Origin of the sequence: Aquabacterium sp. NJ1, assembly GCF_000768065.1 — a bacterium.
Classification (GTDB): Bacteria; Pseudomonadota; Gammaproteobacteria; order Burkholderiales; family Burkholderiaceae_C; genus Aquabacterium.
In genome coordinates this window covers 1730814-1752251 of the sequence record NZ_JRKM01000001.1, presented here as the reverse complement: position 1 = coordinate 1752251, position 21438 = coordinate 1730814, and the positions used below count along the sequence as shown (strand labels likewise).

Sequence of the window (21438 nt, the reverse complement as noted above, 5' to 3'; positions counted from 1 at the left end):
TTGGCGCTTCTGTGTGAGCGGGCTCAACGCATCTCAGATGGCGTCTTGTCGTAGACGCGCTTGAACGCCCGGCTGAAGCTGCCGACTTCGTTGAAGCCGGCCTCCAGGGCGATCTGCGATACCGGCTTGTTGGTGTGCAGGAGCTGCGCCTTGGCATGCTCGATGCGGATCTGCGCGTTCAACTGGGCAAAGGTGCTGTGCTCTTCCTGCAGCCGCCGGCTGAGTGTGCGGGAGGACATCTCCAGGCGCGTGGCCACCGAGGCCAGCTCACTGGGCAGGCCGGCATGCACGTCGCTCTGGATGAGCTGGCGCACCTTGTGGGTGAAGGGCTGCTGGGGCGCCAGCACCGCCACCTGTTCCTTGAGAACGGATTCCAGCGCGTTGCGTGAGCCTTTGCTGGTCATGATCAGGGGGCGATCCAGAAATTCTTCGGGGAACACGAGCTTGTCCTCCCGGCAGCCGTAATGGATGCAGCGCGGCGGCGTGCCCGGGATGTACATCGGCACGCCGTCCGGCTGGTGGCGGAAGTAGTAGTCGCCATCAGGGCGGGGCGTATCGGCGTAGTTCTTGAACTGGCCGTAGCAGCCCAGGGTGATTTCGGTGATGAGGCTGTTGAGCGGGCCAAAGTCCGTGCGGCGCTCGAAGATCAGGTGGACCTGGTGGTCGATGATCTCCATGCGCAAGCCGAAGGCCGGCATCACCAGCGGCCCGAACTGGATGGCGTAGTCGATGCATTCGCGCATGTTGGTGGCCACGATGGCCAGCAGGCCCAGGGGGCCGTGCGCGGAGACGGGGAAGCACTCGAGGATCTGTTCGCTGTGGGCGCGGTCGTCGCTGCAGTGTTGCGACAGGATGCGCAAGAGCGCAGCAAAGTGTTCGCCGTGCACGAAGCCGGGTGGCACATCCGGGGCGTCGCTGCCGCGGGTGGGGTCGATCCCGAGTGTGGCCAGCCACTCGGCGGCGCTGGGCGTGGTCAGGCCTTTGGCGCGCATGAAAGCCTCGCCGACCTCCTGGTACTGGATCGGAAACATCAGCGTGCGCAAGGGGATCATCGGCTCGATACCAGGACCTGGAAGCAACAACGCGAGCTTGCCTCAAGAAGGCTTGCTCGCGCCATGAACCACATCAAGCGGCTAAAAAAACACCAGGCCTGTTGCGACCTGGTTCACGCATTGTCAGCCGCGACGGCGACGTGCGGCGACGGTCATGCCGATCAGGCCCAGGCCCATCAGGGCGTAGGTGGCGGGTTCGGGCACGGCTGGGGTCGCGGCCGTCACGGTCAGGTGCGAGGTGATGGTGCCGAAGTCGGTGACACCCGACAGCGCGCTCTTGCCCAGGGTCAGCAGGCCCAGCGACTTGGAGATGGCGTCGAAGGCGGTGGTGGTCACCGTCAGGCCGGAGAAGGTGGTGGTGTAGCTGCCGGCGGCGGTGATGGCGCTGTCGCCCTGGATGCTGGTGATGTCCCAGACGATCAGGTCGTTGATGGTGCCCACGCCGTTGCCGCCGGTGAGCGTGCCGTGCACGACTTTGGCGGTGCGGTCGATCCACAAGTCACCGATGGTGACGAAGCCGCCGCTGGAGACGCTCTTGAGCGAAGGCGAGGTCTGGTTGGAGCCACCCACGCTGTAGGCGTTGAGGATGCGGTTGGTGCTGTCGTTGATGTCAAAGGACTTCAGTTGCGCGGTGATGTCGGCCTGGGTGTAGTAGCCATCGACGTCCTTCTGGATCACGCCCGAGGCCCCGTTGACGGGGCTGAGCACCACTTTGCCGGTGTCCAGTGCACCGAGCAGGTCGGAGCTGAAGGAGATGGTGTCGGCGCCGGTGAGCTGCAGGCCCTTGTAGGAACCGCCCGATGCGACGGTCACGGTGGCGGCCTGGGCGCCCAGGGCGGTCAGCAGGGCGGCGGCGATCAGGGTCTTCTGGAAGAAACGGGTCATTGTCTGCCTCGGTAGGTAAGGGTTACATCAGGCGCAACATCAGCACCAGCAGATGACGGGCATCTGTGGCATTGATAGTAAGAATGGGTTGCACTGTGTAGGGGGCAGGAATGGCAGCCCAAGCCAAAACCTGGCGCGCGAAGCCGGTTGAGGGGCTCGAATGGATCCCCCGGTCAGGGGGTGAAGGACCTCGCGAAGGGCTCAGATCAGGCCGATGTCGCGCGGCTGGCAGCCGGGGAACACCTTGTCGAGGGCAGAAGGTGACAGGCCGTACTGGCGCTGAAACAGGCCGGCCAGGGTGGCGCGGTAGTCGTTGAGCACGGGCAGATCCCGGTTCTGGAAGAGGCTGCGGGCTTCGATGCTGGTTTGTTCGCCCAGCACGGGCTGGCCACGCAGGCCACCGCCCAGGGCCCAGTAGACGCTGCCGTGGCCGTGGTCCGTGCCGCGGTTGCCGTTCTCGCGCATGGTGCGGCCGAACTCGCTGATGACTAGGACGGTGGTCTGTTTCCACATGGTGGGCCCCATCTCTTCGGCAAAGCCGGCCAGGCCGCTGGCCAGCTGGCCCAGGCGGGTGGCGAGGTAGCCCGTCACTTGCCCCTGGCCGACATGGGTGTCCCAGCCGCCCACATCCACGAAGCCCAGGGCATAGCGTTCGCGCATGAGCCTGGCCATGCGGCGCGCCTCTTGCTCGAAGCCGTTGGTGGACACGGCGTTGCGGCTGGCGGCTTCCATTTCACCGGCCATGTCCTTGCCGACTTCCTGGCGCACCTCGAAGCCCTCCTGCACCTTGGCACCCAGGGGGTGGTGCTGGTACATGCTGGCCAGGGCGGATTGCAGCGGCTTGGCCAGGCCGTTCTTGAGCTGGCCCTTGAGCGAGGTGTTGGCGACATCGACAGGCCCGCGAAACACCGTGGGCAACTGGTCCGTGAAGGACATGGCGGCGTTACCCGGCAGCACCGAGGCCAGCCGGTTGAGGAAGCCGGACTGGAAGTTGCGCTGTGCGCCCAAGGGTTGGCCCAGCTCGATGCTGTCTTGCGTCTCGAAATGGCTGCGCGAGGTGTCGTCCGTGCCGGCAAAGGGGATGAAGCTGAGCTGCCGGGCCTGCAGCAGCGGGCGCAGCGGTGCCTCTGCGGCAGGGTGCAGGGCCCACTGTGCGTTGAGGGCGACGGCGCCGGCCTGGTCGCCTGCAGCCAGCGGGATGGCGATGTGCGGGCGGACCTCCTGGTAGAAGCTGCTGCCGATGGGCACGAGCAGGCTGAGGGCGTCGTAGCCGCCACGCAGGAAGACCAGCAGGAAGCGCGGCGCATCAGGTGTGGCCGCCAGCAGGCGGCTGCTGAAGGGCAGGGTTGCACTGGCGGCGCAGACGGCACAGGCGTGGCTCAGGAAGGTGCGGCGTTGCATGGTGGCCTCGTGGGTCAGCGGTACATGAACTCGGGCGAGGACAGGTACAAGGTGTTCCAGTCCTGGGGCGAGCTGGTGTTGTCCAGGGCCTGGCGGGTATCCGGGCCCAGCATGGCTCGGGTGTACTGGTAGTAGCTGGCGCGGGCCAGTTGGGGGAAGGCGGCTGGTTCGCCCCCCGGGGTGCCGTCTTCGGATTTGAACAGGCCGGCGCTGTGCGTGCCGATGGCCCGGGCGATCTCGAAGCGCACCGCCATCTGGCCCGAGCTGGACCAGTCATCGGCGGTGGCGGGGTAGCCATCGGGTGTCTGGCGGTTGTAGAGGCCTTCACCCAGCCAGTTGAGCCAGTTGATGATGGGCGTGGTGTTGCGGATGGGCTTGTCGTCGTAGGCTGCGCGCAGGGCGGAGATCACATAGTGCATCGGGTCCTTGAACTTGCCGGGTGTGGGCTGCGTGAACTCGGGCGCGTTGAACAGCACTTTCAGCGTCTCGCCGATGTGCCCCTGGCTGGCCAGGAAGGTGTCGCTCATGCTTTGGATGAGTGCCGGGGGCGGTGTGTCGGAGAGCAGGAAGCGGGCGATCTTGCCGCAGACGAAGCGGGCCGTGGCGGGGTGGCTGGCCAGGGTGTCCAGCACCTCGCCGAGTTCGGCGGCGCCGCGGCCCTGGATGTGCCGGCCCAGCACGGTCTTGTCCCCGAAATCGTGCCGTGCGGGGTTGAACGCGTAGGCGCCTTCACGCACGTAGAGGCCGGCCAGTTCGCGGCGCAGATGGGGTGTCTTGTCGCCGTGTTGCACGCCGTGGCCGGTGAGCACGCGGGCCAGTTCCTGCACGTCGTGTTGCGTGTAGCCGGCATCCACACCCAGGGTGTGCAGCTCCAGCAGTTCGCGGGCGTGGTTTTCGTTGAGGCGGTTGGCAGCGTTCTGGTCGTTGTCCAGGTAACGCAGCATGGCGGGGTGGCGGGTGACGGCGCCTAGCAGGTCTCGGAAGCGGCCCAGGGCGTGGGGGCGCAGCGCGCGCTCTTCGTAATCGCCCAGCATGGCGCGAATGTTGTGCTTGTGCTGGTGCACGTTGAAGTGGTTGAACCAGAACCAGCTCATGTGCTCGCGCAATTGCTGGGGCGAGTACAGGGCGCGCAGCAAGTGACGGCTGGCGGCCTCGCGGGCCAGGCGGGTGAGCGCCTTCTGGTAGGACTGCTTGTCGTCGGTTTGCTTGAGGGTGTCGAGGTCGGCCAGCAGGGCGGTGAGCGGCTTTTGCGAGATGGTCAGCAGGTCGATCTGGGTTTGCACCGCGGGCGGCAGCGCGGCAGGGGGCGACGAGGCGGTTTGCTGGGCGACGTAGCGGGCGGGGCCGAGCTGCTGTGCCAGGTTCAGCTCGGCGTCACTGGCGCCCCAGCTGAGGCGATTGACCAGCACATAGAGCCTGGGATCGCCTGGGCTGGTCTGGCTGGCGAGCTTGGTGATGGGGCGGGCGAGGGGCCGGGCGTTGGCCGGCTTGGGGCTGTTTTGTGGGGGCTGGCCGGCACACGCCGTCAACAAACCGCAGGACCCCGCTGTGGCGCTGGCTGCCAGGGCCAGGAGCGTTCGGCGGCGGAGCAGGGCGGGCGAGGCGGAGGGGGGCGGTGTGGTGCTCATGGCTTGTTGAACGCAGCGGCTCGGCGGCGTGTTGACCAGGGTGGAACGGGGGCATGTAAAGTTGTCCGGCTGGCATCAAACGGGCACCAGATCGGCTTCAACTTCATGGGTGTCGGGCAGCGGTTGTGTCCGTGAAGGCGTTCACATTTTTCGAGGCCGAATGAGCCAGGGCAGGCCGAGTGGCCGGCGTAGCGCTCAAGCCGGCGCGAGGGCTGCCGACACCGATGTGTCATGCCTGAAAACAACACGCCTTCCTTGTCCGGTCTGGCGCGCCTGCTCAACGCCGTGTTGGGCACCGACCTCCTGCAGCGGGTGCGCGTTTCGCGAGCCCTGATGGCCGCTTTCGTGTATGCCATGGGCTGCCTCTTGTGCGAGTTCGGCTTGCGCCAGTGGCAGCTGCCGCCCATGGGCGTGCGCCTGTGCCAGCTGAGCAGCGTGCTGGCGGCCAGTGGCATGTACCTGGCGGTGCGCACGGGCTGGAGCCTGCGCTTTGTCGACCCCTCCCTGGCGGTGGCCCAGATCATGGTGGCGCAGGTGGCCGCGGCCATGGTGTATGCCGTGATGAGCCCGGTGCGCGGCGCGATGTTGTCGCTGCAGGTGATGATCGCCCTGTTCGCGATCTCCAGCCTGGGCTTGCGCGCACAGCTGCAGATGGCCGGCAACGCCTTGCTGGTGATGGGGCTGACCATGGTGGCGCTGACAGAGCTGTCGCCCCAAACCTATGCACCCGCCATGGAGTGGACGCATTTCACCGTGCTGCTGACGGTGCTGGCGCCAGTGTCCTTGCTGGGTGTGCAGTTGACGACCATGCGTGCCAGGCTGGCCACGCAAAAGGCGGCGCTCGAAACCGCACTGGACCGCATCCAGACATTGGTGGACAAGGACGAGATGACAGGCTTGCTCAACCGCCGGGCCATGCGCGATATGGCCATGCATCACCTCAAGCTGCAGTCGCGCAGCGGTGATGGCAGCGTGCTGGCCCTGATCGACCTGGACGCGTTCAAGCGCATCAACGACTTGTACGGCCATGCGGTGGGCGACGATGCCTTGCGCTTGTTTGCGCAAGAGGTGTGCAAGGTCTTGCGGGACACCGACTTGGTGGCACGCTGGGGCGGCGAGGAGTTCCTGATCTTGTTGACGGCGACCACCGCAGACCAGGCCCTCGTGGCGATGGACCGCGTGCGCGATGGCCTGATGAAGGCCGAGGGCCCACCGCAGGCCCCGGACCTGCGTGTGCATTTCTCGGCCGGGGTGGCCGAGATGACCCCGCTGGAACCGCTGGACAAGGCACTGGAGCGGGCCGAGGCTGCGCTCCACCGGGCCAAGGTGCTGGGCCGCAACCGCAGCGAGCTGGCGCTGGAGCCGGCCCTGTCGGAAGTGACCGCCGCACTGATCAAATCGACGCGGGCTTTCTGAGCGGGGACGCAGCCTGTGTGGCGCTTCGTCGCGTCCGGGGCGGCGGCGCGGCCTTGACGGCCGCCCAAGGGCTGGACTTGCATCAAGTGCGCGCGATTGGTGGCGACACCGGCAGCCATCCTGACCTATGCTAGTCACCATCTGCGCAGAACATGGGTAGCCTCGAACATGAACGATTTGACCGCCGTGACCTCATTCAGCAACCTGACGTACGACCAGATCAAGGTGGGCGCCAGCGTGGAAGTGGCCCACAGCGTGACGCGTGACGACGTGGCCCTGCTGGCCCTGGTGTCGGGCGATGCCTCCGTGCTGGCTGCAGACGGGCAGCCCGCCGGCCAGCGTGAGCCCGTGTGTGAGGGCGTGAGCGCCGAGGCCTTGATCCACGGTGTGCTCAAGCGCCGCCTGCCTGGGCCGGGCACGACCATCGTGGCCCACCACCTTGAATACGCCGGGCAGGTCAGCATGGGCGACCAGTTGCTGGCCAAGGTCACGGTGGTGGACAAGCAGCCACCTGATCGCCTGGTCATGGACTGCGTGGTGACGCGCGGCAAGACGGTGTTGCTCAATGGCCGCGTGACGGTGGCGGCCCCCTCGCACAACCAGACGGTGGACCAGCGCGACCCGCCCGCCGTGATCCTGCGTCGCAACGATGTGTTCGGCAAACTGTTCAGCGCCTGTGAAGACACGCCGCCCGTGCCTTGTGCCGTGGTGCACCCCTGTGATGCGGATTCATTGGCCGGTGCGCTGGAGGCCGCGCGCCATGGCCTGATCGAGCCCGTGCTGGTGGGCCCGCGCGCCAAGATCCAGGCCGTGGCCAAGGCCGGTGGCTGGGACATCTCAGGCTTCCGCCTGGAAGACACCGAGCACAGCCATGCCGCCGCCGAGCGCGCCGTGGCCCTGGCACGCAGTGGCGAAGTGCAGGCCCTCATGAAGGGCAGCCTGCACACCGACGAGTTGATGGCGGCCGTCGTGCCCTCGGCCACGGGCTTGCGCACCGGCCGGCGCATCAGCCACGTCTTCGTGATGGACGTGCCCACCTACCCGCGCATGCTGCTGGTGACCGATGCGGCCGTGAACATCTCGCCCAGCATCGAAGACAAGCTCGACATCGTGCAGAACGCCATCGACCTGGCGCACGTGCTGGGCGTGCCCGAGCCGCGCGTGGCCATCCTGGCCGCGGTGGAAACCGTCAACCCCGAGATGCAGGCCACCATCGACGCGGCCATGCTGTGCAAGATGGCCGATCGCGGGCAGATCACCGGCGGCATCGTGGATGGCCCGCTGGCTTTCGACAACGCCGTGAGCGTGGAGGCCGCGCGCACCAAGCACATCCAGTCTGCCGTGGCGGGGCTGGCCGACATCCTGGTCGTGCCCAATATCGAAGCGGGCAACATGGTGGCCAAGCAGTTGCAATACCTGGCGGGGGCCGACAGCGCGGGCATCGTGCTGGGCACGCGGGTGCCCATCGTGCTGACCAGCCGTGCCGATTCCGTGCGCACGCGCCTGGCGTCGACGGCTGTGCTCAAGCTGCTGGCCCATTCGCGCGCCAAGGCCGCGTCCAACGCCTGAGGCCGCGCCCATGACCGATGCGATTGCCGTTGTCAACGCGGGCTCGTCCAGCCTGAAGTTTTCTGTCTTCACCTCCAAGGCCTTCAAGCCGCTGCTGCATGGGCAGGTGGAGGGCCTGGGCAATGGTGCACACGCCATCGCCAAGGCCCACGATGGCCACGTGCTGCTGGAGCAGCGCTGGGCGCCCGATGCACACATGGACCATGAGGCCGCGCTGGCCTACCTGCTGCAGGCCTTGCCGCCGCATCTGCAAGGCCACCACCTGGTGGCGGTGGGGCACCGCATCGTGCATGGCGGCGTGCATTTCCATGAGCCGGTGTTGTTGAATGAGGCGGTGCTGGCCGAACTGCACACGTTGATCCCGCTGGCGCCGCTGCACGAGCCGCACAACCTGTCGCCCGTGGCGGCCTTGCACAAGCTGGCCCCGCATCTGCCGCAGGTGGCCTGTTTCGACACGGCCTTTCACGCCGGCAACCCCGAGGTGGCCGTGCGCTTTGCCCTGCCTTACGAACTGCACGAGGCCGGCGTGCGCCGTTATGGCTTCCACGGTTTGTCTTACGAGTACATCGCCTCGCGCTTGCCGCATGTCGATGCGCACGCTGCCAAAGGCCGCACCGTGGTCATGCACCTGGGCAATGGCGCCAGCATGTGCGCCTTGCAAGCGGGGCGCAGCATCGCCAGCTCGATGGGCTTCACCGCGCTGGACGGCCTGCCCATGGGCACGCGCTGCGGCAGCATCGATGCGGGCGTCCTGCTGTGGCTGATGGACGAGCGCGGCCTGAACGCCCGCCAGATCGAGCACCTGCTCTACAGCGAATCGGGCTTGTTGGGCGTATCGGGCTTGTCGTCCGACATGCGCACCCTGCTGGAGAGCGACAGCGCCAGAGCCCGGGAGGCGGTCGATTTGTACGTGTACCGCATCGGCCGCGAGCTGGGCTCGTTGAGCGCGGCCCTGGGGGGCCTGGATGCCATCGTGTTCACGGCCGGTATTGGCGAGCACGCCGCGCCGATCCGCGAGCGGGTCCTGCGTGACGCGGCCTGGCTGGGTGTCGAGCTGGACGACGCTGCCAATCTGCTGCCGGTGGCCGACGGCCAGGCCCTGCGCATCAGCAAAGCGGACAGCCGCGTGGCCGCCTGGGTCATCCCGACCAATGAAGAGCTGATGATTGCGCGGCACACCGCACGCCTGGTGGCCCGGCCAGCCTAGGGGGTGTCCGGGAAGCGGGCCTGCCACCGCGCTACAATCTAAGGTTCGATGAGCCCCCGTTTCGGATGTTTCTCCGGGGCGGCGCACCCCTTTGAGAGGATTTCCCATGTCGATGGACGATCGCGACGGCAAGATCTGGATGGATGGCCAGATGGTGGAATGGCGTGACGCCAAGATCCACGTGCTGACCCACACGCTGCACTACGGTTGCGGCGCTTTCGAAGGCGTGCGCGCCTACAACACGGTCAACGGCACGGCGATCTTCCGCCTGCGCGAGCACACCGAGCGCCTGTTCAACAGCGCCAAGATCCTGCGCATGCCCATGCCCTTCACGCCAGAGCAGATCAGCCAGGCGCAGCTGGACGTGGTCAAGGCCAACAACCTGGAAAGCGGCTACATCCGCCCCCTGGTGTGGCTGGGCTCTGAAAAGCTGGGTGTGAGCCCCAAGGGTGCCAAGGTGCACGTCATGGTCGCCGCCTGGACCTGGGGCGCCTACCTGGGCGAAGAGGGCATGAAGCGCGGCATCCGCGTCAAGACCTCCAGCTACACGCGCCACCACGTCAACATCACGATGACGCAGGCCAAGGCTGTGAGCAACTACACCAACTCCATCCTGGCCAATATGGAAGCCACGGATGACGGCTACGACGAAGCCATGCTGCTTGACAGCGCCGGTTTCGTGTCCGAAGGCGCCGGCGAGAACCTGTTCATCATCAAGAACGGCGTGATCTACACGCCCGACCTGTCGGCTGGCGCCCTGAACGGCATCACCCGCAACACCATTTTCGCGATCGCCAAGGACCTGGGCCTGGAGATCAAGGAAAAGCGCATCACCCGCGACGAGGTCTACATCTGTGATGAAGCCTTCTTCACCGGTACCGCCGCCGAAGTGACCCCGATCCGCGAACTGGACCGCGTCCAGATCGGCATCGGCTCGCGTGGCCCCATCACCGAGAAGATCCAGACGGCGTTCTTTGACATCGTCAACGGCCGCAACCCCAAGTACGCCGAGTGGCTGACCAAGGTCTGATCGAGAGGGCATGGCCATGAGCAATACGCAAAAAGCCAAGTCTGTGGTGGAAGTGACGGCGGCCGACGTGCAAGGCCCCGGCGTGGTCTTCTGCCCGAACCCGAAGATGCCGATGTGGAGCCACCACCCCCGCGTCTACATCGACGTGGCCCATTCCGGCGAAGGCCAGTGCCCCTACTGTGGCACCGTCTACAAGGTCAAGGAAGGCGAGCACATCGGCCACGGCCACTGAGCTGCGTCGCGTTCACCTTGCGCAAGCCCGGCCATGTGCCGGGCTTGTTCGTTCCGGGGCGCGTTTTTCATGATGGCCGCCTACAATCGGGCCCATCATGAAAACCTCGCAAGAATTCGTCCTGACCTTGTCCTGCGTGGACACCAAAGGCATCGTTCACGCCGTGTCCGGCCTGCTGTACCAGGCAGGCTGCAACATCATCGACTCGCAGCAGTTTGGCGACGTTCAAAGCGAGGACTCCACCGGCCTGTTCTTCATGCGCGTGCACTTCGCCGCGCCTGAGCACCTGGCCGACATCAAGACGCTGGACAAGCTGTTTGGCCATGTGCGCCAGCAGTTCGCCATGACGGCCCAGATCCATGCGCTGGCCCGCAAGCCCCGCGTGCTGATCATGGTCAGCAAGCACGGCCACTGTTTCAATGACCTGCTGTTCCGCTGGCGCTCGGGCTGGTTGCCCATCGACATCCCGGCCATCGTGTCCAACCACCCGGACTATGCCGAACTGGCCGCCAGCTACGGCATTCCCTTCCACCACCTGCCGCTGCCCACGGGCTCTGGCGCCGAGGTCAAGCGTGCCCAGGAGCAGCAGGTGGAGGCGCTGGTCGAGCGCGAAGGCATCGACCTGGTCGTGCTGGCCCGCTACATGCAGATCCTCAGCCCCGAGTTCTGCGCCTTCCTCAAGGGCCGGGCCATCAACATCCACCACAGCTTCCTGCCCAGCTTCAAGGGCGCCAAGCCTTACTACCAGGCGCATGACCGCGGCGTGAAGCTGATCGGTGCCACCGCCCATTACGTGACGGCGGATCTGGACGAAGGCCCCATCATCGAGCAGGATGTCGAGCGTGTGGACCACACCTTGAGCCCCGAAGATTTCACCGCCGTGGGCCGCGACGTGGAGTGCGTGGTCCTGGCCCGTGCCGTGAAGTGGCACACCGAACACCGCGTGCTGATGAACGGTCACAAGACCGTCGTCTTCAAGTAGCAAGCTCCTTCATTTCGGCAGGATTCGACCATGAGCGACCCGCGTGCCCGCAAAGTCTCCCAGGCAGCCCTGATGAGCACGGCCGACGAGACCGAAGCCTCCTTCTACGAGGCCATGCAGCAAGGCGATCTGGACAAGATGATGTCCGTCTGGGCCGATGATGAAGAGATCGCCTGCGTGCATCCCGGCGGCCCGCGCGTGGTCGGCACCGTGGCCGTGCGTGCTGCTTTTGAAGCGGTGTTCGTCAACGGGCCGGTGCATGTGCAGGTGCACCATGTACGCCGTATGGAATCCGCCGTGTGCGCCGTGCACCACGTGACCGAGAAGGTGCAGGCCATGACCGAGCGTGGCCTGGAGACAGCCTATGTGATCGCCACCAATGTGTTCCTGCGTACGGCCATGGGCTGGCGCATGGTGGCGCACCATGCCAGCGCTGGCCTGCCGCAAGACCTGCCTGACATCACCGAGCCCCGCACCACCTTGCACTGACACCACGATGCAGTACCGTGCCCCACGCTGGCTGGCCGGGCATGGGCCCTTGGCTGGCAACGCCCAGACCATCTGGCCTGCGCTGTACAGCCGTGCGCACGTGGACCATGGCAACGTGCCCGTGGCCTACCGGCGCGAACGCTGGGACACCCCCGATGGCGACTTCATCGACGTGGACTTCCGGCCCGCGGCACCCACTCCCACACAGGCCCTCCCACAGGTTGATGCCCAGCCCAGCGGCGAGGGCCGCCCCTTGCTCGCCCTCTTCCATGGGCTGGAGGGTTCGTCACAAAGCCATTACGCCCGCGCCTTTGCACACTGGGCCCACGCGCAGGGCTGGGACTACGTCGTGCCGCACTTCAGGGGCTGCTCGGGCGAGTTGAACCGCGGCCCGCGCGCCTACCACTCGGGCGACCACGCCGAGATCAACTGGATCCTGCGCCGCCTCGCGCTGGGCCACGATGGCCCCGTGCTGGCCGTGGGTGTCTCCTTGGGTGGCAATGCCTTGCTGCGCTGGGCGCAAGAGGAGGGCGCCGATGCCAGCCGCGTCGTGCGGGCCGTGGTGGCCATCTCCTCGCCCATTGACCTGGCCGCCGCAGGGCATGCGATTGGCCGGGGCTTCAACCGGCAGGTTTACACCCGCATGTTCCTCAACACGATGAAGCCCAAGGCCCTGGCCAAGCTCAAGCAGTTCCCCGGCTTGTTCAATGAAGCCGCCCTGCGCGCATCCAGGGATCTGTACGAGTACGACAATGCTTTCACTGCGCCCTTGCACGGCTTTGCCAGCACCGAGGACTACTGGGCAAAGTGCTCGGCCAAGCCCGGCCTGCGCCACATGCGAGACGTCCCTGCGTTGGTGCTCAACGCCCGCAACGACCCCTTCGTGCCTGCGTCCTGCCTGCCCACGAAAGGCGAGGTGGGCCCGGCCGTGACGCTGTGGCAACCGCACGAAGGCGGGCACGTGGGCTTTCCGGCGGGGCGTTTCCCCGGCCATGTGGCCGACCTGCCCCAGGCCGTGGGCCAATGGCTGTCACAACAACTCTGAGCTGACTGAGGACCGATCATGGACGACATCGTCAAAGCCGCTTTGAAGAAGTGGCCCAACGTGCCCGACTGCTACGGCTGGCTGGCGCTGGATGCGCGTGGTGACTGGTACATGCGTGACGAGGCCACCCAGGCCGCCGGGCCCTTCCCGCAGGTCAAGGGCAGCCGCGTCAACCACGACAAGCTCAAGGAATTCATCCACCGCAACTACGACCATGACGATCGCGGTGCCTGGTTCTTCCAGAACGGCCCGCAGCGCGTCTACCTGCAACTGGAGGCCTCACCCTTCGTGCTGCTGGTGCGCAAGGTGGGTGAGGGCGCGCAGGCTACCTACCTGATCGAGACCCACACGGGGCAAGTGGTGGAACAGGTCCAATCGTGCTGGCTGGACGAACATGGCCGCCTCTTCCTGGACACGGACAAGGGCTTTGGCGTGGTGCGCTCCATGGACATGGATGCAGCGGCCGATGCCGTGGAGGCTGGGGCCTGGGTGCCTCAAGAACTGCCCTTTGCCGAGATGCCCGGGCGCTTCCACTATGCGCTCGACCCGCAGCCTGCATCCCGTGCCTGAAAGGGCAAGGCGGGCATAAAAAAACCGGCTCGCAGGAGCCGGTTTTGCGTTGGGCGATCAGCCGTATCAGGGGGCCGATGCAGCGGCAGCCGGTGCAGCAGGCTCGGTGAACTTGGCGCCACCGGCGTTGGCCATGTAGACCATGCCGCGGTGCACTTCCAGATCAGAGAAATCACCGCCACCTTGAGCAGGCATGGCGTTGAAACCCTTCAAAGCGTGTTCCAGCAGGAGGGTTTCACCCTTGGCGATGCGAGGGCCCCAGGCACCCGCGTCACCAAACTTGGGTGCATTGAGCATGCCTGCAGCGTGGCAGTTCGTACATTGGGCCTTGTAGACCTCTTCACCCGAGCGCGGGCCGGCATTGGCCGACGCCACTTTGATCTCCACCGTGCCCACGGGCATGATGCGCTGCGACACCGCCTGGGCGCTCAGCGCCTCGCTGCCTGCCGCCGAGCTGTTGTTGGACGACACATAGTTCACCAGCAACACGATGATGACCACCGGGATGATGAACGCGGCCAGCACGGCAGCAATCAGTTGCTGAGGGGTGCTGATCGGGCCTTGGTGGTGACCGGACTCTTGGGATTGGGGCGCTTGGCTCATGGGGTGTTCAGGAGGCGCTGGTTGTGGCGTGGCGTGGGGCGGATAGCGGGTATCCGGCCCGGCGAAAGGGCAATTATAAGTCGTGTATACGCCATCCCGGAAATTGCCCGTCTGGCTGACTGCTAGAATCCGGCATTGCTGCGCCCGTAGCTCAATGGATAGAGTACTGCCCTCCGAAGGCAGGGGTTGCTGGTTCGATCCCAGCCGGGCGCGCCACCACCTGCATGAACTCGATGTCGCCAGAAGCGCATCGGGTTTTTTGTTGTCCGGGTGCCATGATCGGCAAGCCTTTCAGCCGCCAAGCCGCTCGGACGCATCCGCGAGTCCGAGCAGAATGCTGTCGGCCAACTGCCTGGGGAAGCCCGCAGGCAGTTGGCGCCTGACTTCATGGATGACCGCTGGCGTGCGTGCGACGAGATCTTCCAGCAGCGCTTCGACAGCTTGGCCATCTGCCGTGATCACACCGTGTCGTGTACCCATGGCCACCCAATGTCGCCGCTGGATGTCGTTCATCTTCCAGTGTGCGTTCTTGCCGCGCACCGCCATGGCCAGTTTGACTTTGAACGGCGAGATCTGGTTGGGACCATGGCCCAGGATGGGGTAAGCCGAGATCACGTCGTACAGAGGGGTGAGCTGGTAGCGCCCACCAGGCCGGATGAACAGGCTGAAATTCTTGGCATGACCGTCGGGTGCACACAGCATCCAGAACAGCACCTGGGCCATGAAAAAGGTGCGCTTGTCCTGCTCGGGTGTCATTGACCCGGCCAACACCGACATGATGCGGTCGATGCCTGGGCCGCCTTGCGCTTCGTACTTCAGATCGGGGGCTGTGGCGGTCGCCTGGCACAAGTCTTCCTGCGGCAAGCGGATGAGATGTCGCTCGCCATCGGCAGCGGTCCACCACATGCGGTCAAAGCGCGCCACGGCCAGCGCTTTCACGCCATCGAATTGCACCGGCTCGCATTGGGCTATCGGCAGGTTATAAGCGGCCAGGATCTGCGCGCAGAGCCACTCGTTCTCGACCGATTCACGCAGGTCCAGGCCCATGCCGCCGACCAGACCCAGTGGCAGCTTGAGGATGTGGGTGGTGGGTGTGGCACCTTGCGGCATGCACCATCGGTCGTCCAGCCGGAGCAGGGCGGTCTTCTCCTGTGCGCCGGCGATCGAGATGCGGACGTCGTCGTTCTCCATGAAGCCCGGGGTTGTGGCTGCGGTGGCGTGTCGCAAGACATCGGCCACTTCGCTGACGCTCAGCGGGCGTGCTTGCACGGAAGCGGCGCCTGGGCTGGCATCGTTGGGCAGGATCTGCAGTGCCCCGACACAGTCCTGTCCGGCTTGTGCCAGCAGATCAAAGGCGTTTGCAGAGTGGGCCTGATAACGGCGAGCCAGGCGCGTGCGGATGTCCGGGCTGTCAGGCAGCAGGTTGTCGAAATAGTGGCGCACGCGCTCGCCCCGATGCGGGGCATTGCCAGGCGTGAAGGGCAGCGACAGGGACAGTGGCCGACCTTCGCGGCTTTGCACCCAGCTCGGGTCGTACTGCAAGGTGTCCGGGCTGTGTGGCGCCATGCGCCAGGTGCCCACACGGACACCGTTCATCCACAGGCCCAAGGCTCGGGTGTGAGCGCGTCTTCCCATGGCGTTACTTCACCAAGCCGGACCGTTGTCCGCCGAGGGCTCTGCCGCCCGGACGCCGGGTTGGGGTGTGGACTTGGCATGCAGCACCAACTCCACGCCGAGCAGGTTGAGGAGCTGGAGCAGGCGCTCGGCGCTGACCTTGCTGGCATGGCGCTCCAGCGCAGAATAGGTTTGCTGTGTGACCCCCAGGCGCAGCGCGGTCTCGGCTTGCGTCAAGCCAGCGGCCTTGCGAAACGATTGAAGCAGGGCCGGCAACTGGTCTGGACTGCGAACTGGAAACGCTTGCATACAGGTCAGGGTTTGTATTCTTGATATACGCATTATGAGTTGTAAATCATGAATACACAATCAATGCTGTATTTTTGAATGACAGCTTTTGATTTGTTCCCGTGAGGGAGATCGAATCGCTCAAAAGCGGGGCGGGTTTGTTGTTGTGTCGTTCGGTGATCGGCCAGCCCGTTTTTACTAAAAGGGTTTGTCGCCATCCGATTAACGGATGTTGTCGTGTTTTCGCGCCCGCATCTCAGGGGGTGGGGCTCGCCGTAGGCAGGAAGTGCGCGCTTCCCGCCTTCCGCCCAGGCGCATCGGTTTCTAGAGTCAAAGCGTCCATTTGATTTGAATCTCGAAGAACCGAGCGCGAGGAGCACACGCCATGACAACCCGTTTCCGCAAAGGCCTGGGTGCCTTGTCGATGCTGCAGGCATTGGCAGGCCCGCTGGCGCTGTCCGTGCCACTGATGACCGTGGCAACGCCTGCCGCACAGGCGGCATCGCCTTCTTTCATCGCCTTCGAGAGCGGGCAGGTGAGGCCGCTGGCCATGTCGTCAGACGGCAGCAGGCTGTTTGCCGTCAACACGCCCAACAACACGCTGGAGATCTTCAACATCACCAGCACGGGCCTGCAGTTGTTCGCCCGCGTGCCCGTGGGCATGGAGCCGGTGGCCGTGGCCTTGCGCAACGACAACGAGGTCTGGGTGGTCAACCACTTGTCCGACAGTGTCAGCGTGGTCAGCCTGGATGGTGCACCTCGCGTGGTGCGCACCCTGCTGGTGGGCGACGAGCCGCGTGACATCGTGTTCGCCGGCTTGCCTGCCAAAGCCTTCATCACCACGGCGCACCGCGGCCAGCAACGTCTGGACCCATCTCTGGCCAACGTGCCGGGCGCCGGTGACCCCAAGCTCACCACGCCGGGCGTGGGCCGGGCTGATGTGTGGGTGTTCAACCCGGGCAGCCTGGGCAACACGCTGGGAGGCGTCCCGCAAAGCATCCTGAGCTTCTTTGCCGATACGCCGCGCGCACTGGCCGTGAGCCCCGACCGCAACACCGTGTATGTGGCCGCTTTCAAATCCGGCAACGAGACGTCGTCCATCAACGAGCAGCTGGTGTGCGACAGCTTCGCGCTCAACACCAAGTGCACCGTCAAGGGCGTGACCATGCCAGGTGGCCGCCTGGGCCCGCAGACCAACGCAGCGGGCAGCCCCGCGCCCAAGACCGGCCTGCTGGTGAAGTTCAACCGCACATCCGGGCATTGGGAAGACGTGGTCGGACGCAACTGGGATGCGGCCGTGTCCTTCAGCCTGCCTGACAAGGATGTGTTCGCCGTGGACGCCAACAGCCTGAGCGAGAAGACGGCCTACCGGCATGTGGGCACCACCTTGTTCAACATGGCCGTGAACCCCGTGAGCGGCAAGCTGTACGTGAGCAATACCGAGGCCAACAACATGACGCGGTTCGAAGGGCCCGGCAAGTTCGGGGGCTCGACCGTGCAGGGCAAGATCGCCTTGTCACGCGTGACCGTGATCGACAACGGCACGGTCACGCCGCACCACCTCAACAAGCACATCGACTACAGCAAGCTGGTCAACGACCCGGGCTTTGATCCGACAGCCAAGGAGCACAGCCTGGCCACGCCGCTGGAGATGGCCGTGACCCGCGATGGCCAGACCTTGTACGTGACCGCCTTCGGGTCCAGCCGCATCGGCGTGTTCAACACCGCCGAGCTGGAAGGTGACACCTTCAACCCGCGCGCCGCCAGTGCCCGCTACATCACGGTCAGTGGCGGTGGCCCCAGCGGCATCGTGCTCGATGAGAACCGCGGCCGCCTGTACGTCATGACCCGCTTCGACAACGCCGTGAAGGTGGTGAACCTGGCCACGCGTGCCGAGGTGGCCCAGACCGCATTGCCCAACCCCGAGCCTGCCGCCATCGTGGCTGGCCGGCCCATGTTGTATGACGCAAGCCGCTCATCGGCCAATGGCGAAGCCTCGTGCGCCAGCTGCCACATCTTTGGTGAGATGGACGACCTGGCCTGGGACCTGGGCAACCCGGACGACGTGGTCACCACCAGCCCCATCCCCGGCAAGTTCACCGATTCGCTGCAGTTCTCCATTGCCAAGCTGATCTTTGGTGTGAAGAACAAGATCAACGGCAGCGACAAGCCCACCGACTTCCACCCCATGAAGGGCCCGATGATCACGCAGACGCTCAAGGGCATGCGCAACTCGGGGGCCATGCACTGGCGTGGTGACCGATCCAACGGCGTGTTCGGCATCTCGGCGATGGACAGCAACCTCTCGTTCAAGAACTTCGCCGTGGCCTTTGCCGGCCTCTTGGGCAATGCCAACCAGATGAGCGAAGCCGAGATGCAGACCTTCGCCGACTTCATGCTCAATGTGCAGCTGCCACCCAACCCCATCCGCAACCTGGACAACTCGCTGACGGCCGCCCAACAGCGCGGCCACGATTTCTATTTCGGCAGTCGTCCTGCTGATGGATTCAAGTTCGTGATCAACGGCAAGTCGGTCACGCCCAACAACAACTGCAATGGCTGCCACACCGTGGACCCGGCCAAGGGCATGTATGGCACAGGGGGCTTCCAGAGTTTCGAAGGCATCTCGCAGATCGTGAAGGTGCCCCAGCTGCGCAACATGTACCAGAAGGTGGGCCGCTTTGGCTCGCCGGCCATCCCCTTCTCCACGGCCGATGCCACCGGCTTCCTGGGCGATCAGGTGCGGGGCTTTGGCTTCGTGCATGACGGCACGGCCGACACCCTGGCGCACTTCTTCACGGTGCGCGTGTTCCAGCCCACCTTGAACTCGGGCTTCCCGCTGATCAACCCCGATGCGACCCGTCGTGACGTGTCTGACTTCATGCACGTCATGGACAGCGACATGGCGCCCATCGTCGGCCAGCAGGTCACGCTGACATCGGCCAATGCCGCGGCGGTCAATCCTCGCATCGACTTGCTGATCCAGCGTGCCAGCACGCCTTATGTGTCCAAGGAATTGGGCGGCAACGTCACCGAGTGCGATCTGGTGGCCCAACTGGTGGAAGGTGGCACGCGCCGCGGCTATGTGTATGACCTGGCGTCCAGCAGCTTCGTGGCCGGTGACGGTGCACACCGTACCGATGCCGCCTTGCGCGCCCTGGCCAGCACGGTGGGCCAGGAAGTAACCTACACCTGCACGCCCCCCGGCTCGGGCAAGCGCATCGCCGCCACGCTGTGATCCGACTTGGACCTGACCGGCTCTGTTTGCCCACCCGGTCTGCGTGCCTTGCCGGCACGTGGGCCGGGTTTTTTGTTGGCAAGTGTTTCCCAGGGAAAGACCGGCGCCGCCGTGATCTGCCCGGCGATTAGGATGTCTTCCTTTTGCGCTCAACCGCTTTGGCGCCCAGGGATGAATTGACCATGCACAGCGAACAACCTGCACCTGCTTCGGCCGCCAAGCGCGATCAGATCGACGCCTTGCTTGACCAGGCCTTTGCCGCTTATGAACAAGGGCGACTGGATCAGGCTCAGGGGCACTTCCAGGCGGTGCTGGCACTCGACCCGCAGGACTTCGATGCCCTGCACATGCTGGGCGTCATGGCCATGCAAAAGCGCGCCTTGCCGCAAGCCATCGCGCTGTTCGAGCAGGCCATTGCCGCAGACCCCGAGGCCGGCATGGCCTACACCAACCTGGGCATCGCCTGCATGGAATCGGGCCAGCCAGAAAAGGCCCTGGCCAGCTTTGACAAAGCCGTGGTGCTGGAGCCCTCGGTCGAAGCCTTCTTCGGGCGCGGCGCCGCGCAGCAGGCCCTGAAACAATGGGCCGCCACCGAAGCCAGTTTTGCCCAGGTGCTGGCCGTGCAGCCCGGCCATGTGGCTGCGCTGATCAACCGTGGTCATGCCTGCCTGATGCTCCAGCGTTTTGATGATGCGGTGGCCTGCTATGAAAAAGCGATTGCCATCGAGCCGCAGCGCGCCGGGGCCTTTGCCGGGCTGGGCGATGCCTTGTTGTCCATGCAGCGTTTGCCGCAAGCGCTGGCCGCTTATGACCGTTCGCTGGCCTTGAAGGCCGATCAACCCGATCTGCTGGGCAACCGCGCCAGCACCTTGCTCAAGCTCAAGCGCCTGCCGGAGGCCATCGACTGCTATGAGCAGGCGCTCCAGCTGGCGCCGCGCAACGCCATCATCCTGTCCAACCTCAGCGGGGCCTTGCGTGAATCGGCCCGCCACGCCGAGGCCCTGGCCATGGCCGACCGGGCATTGGAGGTCGACCCGAAACTGGGCGGTGCCCACATGAACCGCGGCAACGCCCTGCTGGACATGGCGCGGCTCGACGAGGCCAGGCAGGCCTTTGCCATGGCGCGCCAGGCGCAGCCCACCGACGTGGAGGTGCAGTGGGCACTGGGCTGGACGAGCCTGCTGGCCGGCGACTGGGCCACAGGCCTGCCCCTGTTCGAGGTGCGCTGGAAGAAGCCGGGCTTCTCGTCTGAACCCCGCGGCTTCACGCAGCCCCTGTGGCTGGGCGAGACCGACCTGCGTGGCCGCACCATCTTGCTGCACGCCGAGCAAGGCTTGGGCGACACCATCAACTTCTGCCGCTATGCGCCCCTGGTGGCCGAGCTCGGCGCCAAGGTGGTGTTGGAAGTGCAGCCTCCCTTGAAGGGCCTGATGCGCAGCCTGGCCGGTGGCGCCCAGGTGATCGCGCGCGGTGAGCCCCTGCCGGCTTTTGATGTGCATTGCCCCCTGATGAGCCTGCCCCTGGCCTTCAAGAGCACGCCTGCGCACTTGCCGGCGCCGGCGTCGTACCTGCATGCCGACCCGCAGCAGGTGCAGGCGGTGGCCGCGCGCCTGGCGCCCCGCAGCCAGCCGCGCATCGGCCTCGTCTGGTCGGGCAACGCCGCGCATCGCAACGACGCCAACCGCTCCATGCCCCTGGCTACGCTGATGTCGGCCTTGCCCAGCAGCGGCGTGCAGTACTACTGCCTGCAAAAAGACATCCGCGAGGCCGATCTGCCCACCTTGAAGGATCGCCCGGACATCATCCGCCTGCACGACGCGCTGCAAGGCTTTGACAGCACCGCCGCCTTGCTTGACCAGATGGACCTGGTGATCACCGTGGACACCTCGATCGCCCACCTGGCCGGGGCCATGGGCAAGCCCTGCTGGATCCTGCTGTCGCGCGTGCCCGACTGGCGCTGGCTGGTCGACCGCCCCGACTGCCCCTGGTACCCCAGCGCCCGCCTGTTCAGGCAAACCAGCTGGGGCCAATGGCAGGCGCCCTTGCAGGAGGTGGCTGCCGCGCTGCCGGCCTGGCTGGCCTCTGCACCCAAATCAAGCTGAGCTGGGCCGGATTTGCGCTCATAAATTGGCGCGAATCCCGTTTTCAAAAGGCGGGAACTGGTGCCCAATGTCGCAAGAGGATAAGAG

General features: G+C 65.4%; 18 protein-coding genes and 1 tRNA gene. 12 read left to right on the top strand and 7 right to left on the bottom strand.

Translation table 11 applies throughout. From position 1 onward, the window contains the following. Positions 1–23: 23 nt before the first annotated feature. The 4 genes from JY96_RS07470 to JY96_RS07455 all read right to left on the bottom strand — a co-directional run bounded on the left by JY96_RS07470 (position 24) and on the right by JY96_RS07455 (position 4966). Complete coding sequence (locus tag JY96_RS07470) at positions 24–1079, bottom strand: AraC family transcriptional regulator (protein ID WP_161784258.1); 1056 nt, start codon at positions 1077–1079, stop codon at positions 24–26. A 96-nt stretch (positions 1080–1175) separates the two neighbouring features. Continuing rightward, complete coding sequence (locus JY96_RS23715) at positions 1176–1937, bottom strand: PEP-CTERM sorting domain-containing protein (RefSeq protein WP_035036266.1); 762 nt, start codon at positions 1935–1937, stop codon at positions 1176–1178. Positions 1938–2138: 201 nt separating this feature from the next. Further along, on the bottom strand, positions 2139–3338 hold the full coding sequence (locus JY96_RS07460) for a DUF1501 domain-containing protein (RefSeq protein ID WP_035036264.1): 1200 nt from the start codon (positions 3336–3338) through the stop codon (positions 2139–2141). A gap of 14 nt (positions 3339–3352) precedes the next feature. After that, positions 3353–4966 carry a DUF1800 domain-containing protein gene (locus JY96_RS07455; RefSeq protein WP_035036262.1) on the bottom strand — a complete coding sequence of 538 codons (1614 nt, stop codon included), beginning with the start codon at positions 4964–4966 and terminating at the stop codon, positions 3353–3355. 231 nt (positions 4967–5197) lie between these two features. Between JY96_RS07455 and JY96_RS07450 the strand changes: the two genes are divergently transcribed. The 9 genes from JY96_RS07450 (at position 5198) to JY96_RS07410 (ending at position 13506) form a co-directional block, all read left to right on the top strand. Next, the gene (locus tag JY96_RS07450; RefSeq protein ID WP_052162247.1) at positions 5198–6382 is read left to right on the top strand and encodes a diguanylate cyclase; all 1185 of its coding nucleotides are present in this window, start codon (positions 5198–5200) and stop codon (positions 6380–6382) included. Between the two features lie 168 nt (positions 6383–6550). Beyond that, the gene (locus JY96_RS07445; RefSeq protein ID WP_035036260.1) at positions 6551–7951 is read left to right on the top strand and encodes a bifunctional enoyl-CoA hydratase/phosphate acetyltransferase; all 1401 of its coding nucleotides are present in this window, start codon (positions 6551–6553) and stop codon (positions 7949–7951) included. Between the two features lie 10 nt (positions 7952–7961). Next, on the top strand, positions 7962–9158 hold the full coding sequence (locus JY96_RS07440; protein ID WP_035036258.1) for an acetate/propionate family kinase: 1197 nt from the start codon (positions 7962–7964) through the stop codon (positions 9156–9158). Between the two features lie 106 nt (positions 9159–9264). Beyond that, positions 9265–10188: a branched-chain amino acid transaminase gene (locus JY96_RS07435; protein WP_035036256.1), complete on the top strand. Its 924-nt coding sequence runs from the start codon at positions 9265–9267 to the stop codon at positions 10186–10188. Positions 10189–10204: 16 nt separating this feature from the next. Then, a complete protein-coding gene (locus JY96_RS07430; protein WP_035041634.1) occupies positions 10205–10420 on the top strand; it encodes a zinc-finger domain-containing protein in 216 nt (71 codons plus the stop codon). 97 nt (positions 10421–10517) lie between these two features. Continuing rightward, positions 10518–11402: a formyltetrahydrofolate deformylase gene (gene purU, locus JY96_RS07425; RefSeq protein ID WP_035036254.1), complete on the top strand. Its 885-nt coding sequence runs from the start codon at positions 10518–10520 to the stop codon at positions 11400–11402. Between the two features lie 30 nt (positions 11403–11432). Next, positions 11433–11891 carry a nuclear transport factor 2 family protein gene (locus tag JY96_RS07420; protein WP_035036252.1) on the top strand — a complete coding sequence of 153 codons (459 nt, stop codon included), beginning with the start codon at positions 11433–11435 and terminating at the stop codon, positions 11889–11891. A 7-nt stretch (positions 11892–11898) separates the two neighbouring features. Further along, on the top strand, positions 11899–12936 hold the full coding sequence (locus tag JY96_RS07415) for a YheT family hydrolase (protein ID WP_035036250.1): 1038 nt from the start codon (positions 11899–11901) through the stop codon (positions 12934–12936). 18 nt (positions 12937–12954) lie between these two features. After that, positions 12955–13506 carry a DUF2946 family protein gene (locus JY96_RS07410; protein WP_035036247.1) on the top strand — a complete coding sequence of 184 codons (552 nt, stop codon included), beginning with the start codon at positions 12955–12957 and terminating at the stop codon, positions 13504–13506. 66 nt (positions 13507–13572) lie between these two features. Here the strand turns inward: JY96_RS07410 and JY96_RS07405 are convergent, their stop codons facing one another. Then, complete coding sequence (locus JY96_RS07405) at positions 13573–14109, bottom strand: cytochrome c5 family protein (RefSeq protein ID WP_035036245.1); 537 nt, start codon at positions 14107–14109, stop codon at positions 13573–13575. A 140-nt stretch (positions 14110–14249) separates the two neighbouring features. Between JY96_RS07405 and JY96_RS07400 the strand changes: the two genes are divergently transcribed. Further along, a tRNA-Arg gene (locus JY96_RS07400) sits at positions 14250–14325 on the top strand. A 75-nt stretch (positions 14326–14400) separates the two neighbouring features. Here the strand turns inward: JY96_RS07400 and JY96_RS07395 are convergent. Then, on the bottom strand, positions 14401–15744 hold the full coding sequence (locus tag JY96_RS07395; RefSeq protein WP_035036242.1) for a type II toxin-antitoxin system HipA family toxin: 1344 nt from the start codon (positions 15742–15744) through the stop codon (positions 14401–14403). Positions 15745–15753: 9 nt separating this feature from the next. Continuing rightward, positions 15754–15999, bottom strand: coding sequence for a helix-turn-helix transcriptional regulator (locus JY96_RS07390; RefSeq protein ID WP_369796191.1), 246 nt, complete (start codon positions 15997–15999; stop codon positions 15754–15756). 397 nt (positions 16000–16396) lie between these two features. On the opposite strand from JY96_RS07390, the gene JY96_RS07385 reads away from it, so the two are divergent. Continuing rightward, positions 16397–19249 (top strand): YncE family protein, encoded by a 2853-nt coding sequence (locus JY96_RS07385; protein ID WP_035036236.1) that lies wholly within the window; start codon positions 16397–16399, stop codon positions 19247–19249. A 182-nt stretch (positions 19250–19431) separates the two neighbouring features. Further along, positions 19432–21351: a tetratricopeptide repeat protein gene (locus JY96_RS07380; protein ID WP_052162246.1), complete on the top strand. Its 1920-nt coding sequence runs from the start codon at positions 19432–19434 to the stop codon at positions 21349–21351. Positions 21352–21438: the final 87 nt, after the last annotated feature.